The organism is Streptomyces sp. Y2F8-2, from assembly GCF_014905555.1.
Classification (GTDB): domain Bacteria; phylum Actinomycetota; class Actinomycetes; order Streptomycetales; family Streptomycetaceae; genus Streptomyces; species Streptomyces cynarae.
On the sequence record NZ_BNGS01000024.1, the window covers coordinates 1 to 5,169 of the forward strand.

Consider the following 5,169-nt stretch of genomic DNA (forward strand, 5'->3'; position numbering starts at 1 on the left):
ACAGTGGACGCGAGCAACTGAGGACAAGCCCTCGGCCTATTAGTACCAGTCACCTCCACCCGTTACCGGGCTTCCAGACCTGGCCTATCAACCCAGTCGTCTACTGGGAGCCTTACCCCATCAAGTGGGTGGGAGTCCTCATCTCGAAGCAGGCTTCCCGCTTAGATGCTTTCAGCGGTTATCCCTCCCGAACGTAGCCAACCAGCCATGCCCTTGGCAGAACAACTGGCACACCAGAGGTTCGTCCGTCCCGGTCCTCTCGTACTAGGGACAGCCCTTCTCAAGACTCCTACGCGCACAGCGGATAGGGACCGAACTGTCTCACGACGTTCTAAACCCAGCTCGCGTACCGCTTTAATGGGCGAACAGCCCAACCCTTGGGACCGACTCCAGCCCCAGGATGCGACGAGCCGACATCGAGGTGCCAAACCATCCCGTCGATATGGACTCTTGGGGAAGATCAGCCTGTTATCCCCGGGGTACCTTTTATCCGTTGAGCGACGGCGCTTCCACAAGCCACCGCCGGATCACTAGTCCCGACTTTCGTCCCTGCTCGACCCGTCGGTCTCACAGTCAAGCTCCCTTGTGCACTTACACTCAACACCTGATTGCCAACCAGGCTGAGGGAACCTTTGGGCGCCTCCGTTACCCTTTAGGAGGCAACCGCCCCAGTTAAACTACCCATCAGACACTGTCCCCGATCCGGATCACGGACCCGGGTTAGACATCCAGCACGACCAGACTGGTATTTCAACGACGACTCCACCCGAACTGGCGTCCAGGCTTCACAGTCTCCCAGCTATCCTACACAAGCCGAACCGAACACCAATATCAAACTGTAGTAAAGGTCCCGGGGTCTTTCCGTCCTGCTGCGCGAAACGAGCATCTTTACTCGTAGTGCAATTTCACCGGGCCTATGGTTGAGACAGTCGAGAAGTCGTTACGCCATTCGTGCAGGTCGGAACTTACCCGACAAGGAATTTCGCTACCTTAGGATGGTTATAGTTACCACCGCCGTTTACTGGCGCTTAAGTTCTCAGCTTCGCCCACCCGAAAGTGAGCTAACCGGTCCCCTTAACGTTCCAGCACCGGGCAGGCGTCAGTCCGTATACATCGCCTTACGGCTTCGCACGGACCTGTGTTTTTAGTAAACAGTCGCTTCTCGCTGGTCTCTGCGGCCACCCCCAGCTCAGGAAGCAAGTTCCCTCACCAGGTGTGGCCCCCCTTCTCCCGAAGTTACGGGGGCATTTTGCCGAATTCCTTAACCATAGTTCACCCGAACGCCTCGGTATTCTCTACCTGACCACCTGAGTCGGTTTAGGGTACGGGCCGCCATGAAACTCGCTAGAGGCTTTTCTCGACAGCATAGGATCATCCACTTCACCACAATCGGCTCGGCATCAGGTCTCAGCCGTATGCAAGGCGGATTTGCCTACCTTGCGGCCTACACCCTTACCCCGGGACAACCACCGCCCGGGATGGACTACCTTCCTGCGTCACCCCATCACTCACCTACTACCAGCTCGGGTCACCGGCTCCACCACTCCGCTCGACGTCAAAGACGGCAAGCGGCGGCTTCACGGGCTTAGCATCACTGGATTCGATGTTTGACGCTCCACAGCGGGTACCGGAATATCAACCGGTTATCCATCGACTACGCCTGTCGGCCTCGCCTTAGGTCCCGACTTACCCTGGGCAGATCAGCTTGACCCAGGAACCCTTAGTCAATCGGCGCACACGTTTCTCACGTGTGAATCGCTACTCATGCCTGCATTCTCACTCGTCAACCGTCCACAACTACCTTCCGGCGCTGCTTCACCCGGCAGACGACGCTCCCCTACCCATCACAGCCTCCGTTGGGAGTACATGCTGCAATGACACGACTTCGGCGGTACGCTTGAGCCCCGCTACATTGTCGGCGCGGAATCACTAGACCAGTGAGCTATTACGCACTCTTTCAAGGGTGGCTGCTTCTAAGCCAACCTCCTGGTTGTCTGTGCGACTCCACATCCTTTCCCACTTAGCGTACGCTTAGGGGCCTTAGTCGATGCTCTGGGCTGTTTCCCTCTCGACCATGGAGCTTATCCCCCACAGTCTCACTGCCGCGCTCTCACTTACCGGCATTCGGAGTTTGGCTAAGGTCAGTAACCCGGTAGGGCCCATCGCCTATCCAGTGCTCTACCTCCGGCAAGAAACACACGACGCTGCACCTAAATGCATTTCGGGGAGAACCAGCTATCACGGAGTTTGATTGGCCTTTCACCCCTAACCACAGGTCATCCCCCAGGTTTTCAACCCTGGTGGGTTCGGTCCTCCACGAAGTCTTACCTCCGCTTCAACCTGCCCATGGCTAGATCACTCCGCTTCGGGTCTTGAGCGTGCTACTCAAACGCCCTCTTCGGACTCGCTTTCGCTACGGCTACCCCACACGGGTTAACCTCGCAACACACCGCAAACTCGCAGGCTCATTCTTCAAAAGGCACGCAGTCACGAGACACCAGCAAGCTGATGTCCGACGCTCCCACGGCTTGTAGGCACACGGTTTCAGGTACTATTTCACTCCCCTCCCGGGGTACTTTTCACCATTCCCTCACGGTACTATCCGCTATCGGTCACCAGGGAATATTTAGGCTTAGCGGGTGGTCCCGCCAGATTCACACGGGATTTCTCGGGCCCCGTGCTACTTGGGTGTCTCTCAAGCAAGCCGCTGACGTTTCGACTACGGGGGTCTTACCCTCTACGCCGGACCTTTCGCATGTCCTTCGTCTACATCAACGGTTTCTGACTCGCCCTACGGCCGGCAGACCGTAGAAGAGAGATCCCACAACCCCCCAAACGCAACCCCTGCCGGGTCTCACACGCTTGAGGTTTAGCCTCATCCAGTTTCGCTCGCCACTACTCCCGGAATCACGGTTGTTTTCTCTTCCTGCGGGTACTGAGATGTTTCACTTCCCCGCGTTCCCTCCACACTGCCTATGTGTTCAGCAGTGGGTGACAGCCCATGACGACTGCCGGGTTTCCCCATTCGGAAACCCCCGGATCAAAGCCTGGTTGACGACTCCCCGGGGACTATCGCGGCCTCCCACGTCCTTCATCGGTTCCTGGTGCCAAGGCATCCACCGTGCGCCCTTAAAAACTTGGCCACAGATGCTCGCGTCCACTGTGCAGTTCTCAAACAACGACCAACCACCCATCACCCTGCCAAAAACAGGCAAGTTCACTGGGGCCGGCATCGAAGACAGACCATGCGGCCGTGCCCTCAGACACCCAACAGCGTGCCCGACCAGTCCAGTCCACCGATGCTGTGTTCCACGCCGAAGCAGTACTAACAGTCCAGTGACCCCGAACAGGCCGAGTAGTCAACGTTCCACCCATGAGCAACCAGCACCAGACGTTCGCTGATGTCCTGGCCTCTGACCAGCCGAAGCTGGTGAGAAGTGCTCCTTAGAAAGGAGGTGATCCAGCCGCACCTTCCGGTACGGCTACCTTGTTACGACTTCGTCCCAATCGCCAGTCCCACCTTCGACAGCTCCCTCCCACAAGGGGTTGGGCCACCGGCTTCGGGTGTTACCGACTTTCGTGACGTGACGGGCGGTGTGTACAAGGCCCGGGAACGTATTCACCGCAGCACTGCTGATCTGCGATTACTAGCGACTCCGACTTCATGGGGTCGAGTTGCAGACCCCAATCCGAACTGAGACCGGCTTTTTGAGATTCGCTCCACCTCACGGTATCGCAGCTCTTTGTACCGGCCATTGTAGCACGTGTGCAGCCCAAGACATAAGGGGCATGATGACTTGACGTCGTCCCCACCTTCCTCCGAGTTGACCCCGGCGGTCTCCCGTGAGTCCCCAGCACCACAAGGGCCTGCTGGCAACACGGGACAAGGGTTGCGCTCGTTGCGGGACTTAACCCAACATCTCACGACACGAGCTGACGACAGCCATGCACCACCTGTACACCGACCACAAGGGGGCACCCATCTCTGGATGTTTCCGGTGTATGTCAAGCCTTGGTAAGGTTCTTCGCGTTGCGTCGAATTAAGCCACATGCTCCGCCGCTTGTGCGGGCCCCCGTCAATTCCTTTGAGTTTTAGCCTTGCGGCCGTACTCCCCAGGCGGGGCACTTAATGCGTTAGCTGCGGCACGGACGACGTGGAATGTCGCCCACACCTAGTGCCCACCGTTTACGGCGTGGACTACCAGGGTATCTAATCCTGTTCGCTCCCCACGCTTTCGCTCCTCAGCGTCAGTATCGGCCCAGAGATCCGCCTTCGCCACCGGTGTTCCTCCTGATATCTGCGCATTTCACCGCTACACCAGGAATTCCGATCTCCCCTACCGAACTCTAGCTAGCCCGTATCGAATGCAGACCCGGGGTTAAGCCCCGGGCTTTCACACCCGACGTGACAAGCCGCCTACGAGCTCTTTACGCCCAATAATTCCGGACAACGCTTGCGCCCTACGTATTACCGCGGCTGCTGGCACGTAGTTAGCCGGCGCTTCTTCTGCAGGTACCGTCACTTGCGCTTCTTCCCTGCTGAAAGAGGTTTACAACCCGAAGGCCGTCATCCCTCACGCGGCGTCGCTGCATCAGGCTTGCGCCCATTGTGCAATATTCCCCACTGCTGCCTCCCGTAGGAGTCTGGGCCGTGTCTCAGTCCCAGTGTGGCCGGTCGCCCTCTCAGGCCGGCTACCCGTCGTCGCCTTGGTGAGCCGTTACCTCACCAACAAGCTGATAGGCCGCGGGCTCATCCTGCACCGCCGGAGCTTTCCACACGCATCAGATGCCTGAGCGTGTCGTATCCGGTATTAGACCCCGTTTCCAGGGCTTGTCCCAGAGTGCAGGGCAGATTGCCCACGTGTTACTCACCCGTTCGCCACTAATCCACCCCGAAGGGCTTCATCGTTCGACTTGCATGTGTTAAGCACGCCGCCAGCGTTCGTCCTGAGCCAGGATCAAACTCTCCGTGAATGCTTTCCCCGTCATCGGGGCGAACACCACGAGAGCGGAACCAAGAGGAGGAATAGTCCCCTCGGTTCACAGCGTCCTCGCTGTGTTATTTCAAAGGAACCTCGACCATCGGAATCATCCGACGGACGGGGTATCAACATATCTGGCGTTGACTTTTGGCACGCTGTTGAGTTCTCAAGGAACGGACGCTTCCTT

At 57.9% G+C, this 5,169-nt stretch carries 2 rRNA genes; both read right to left on the reverse strand.

The features are described 5' to 3' along the window. Positions 1 to 19 precede the first annotated feature (19 nt). Positions 20 to 3,143, reverse strand: a 23S ribosomal RNA gene (locus SY2F82_RS38475). 305 nt (positions 3,144 to 3,448) lie between these two features. Continuing rightward, positions 3,449 to 4,974, reverse strand: a 16S ribosomal RNA gene (locus SY2F82_RS38480). The 16S and 23S rRNA genes sit together here, the layout of an rRNA operon. Between the last annotated feature and the right edge of the window lie 195 nt (positions 4,975 to 5,169).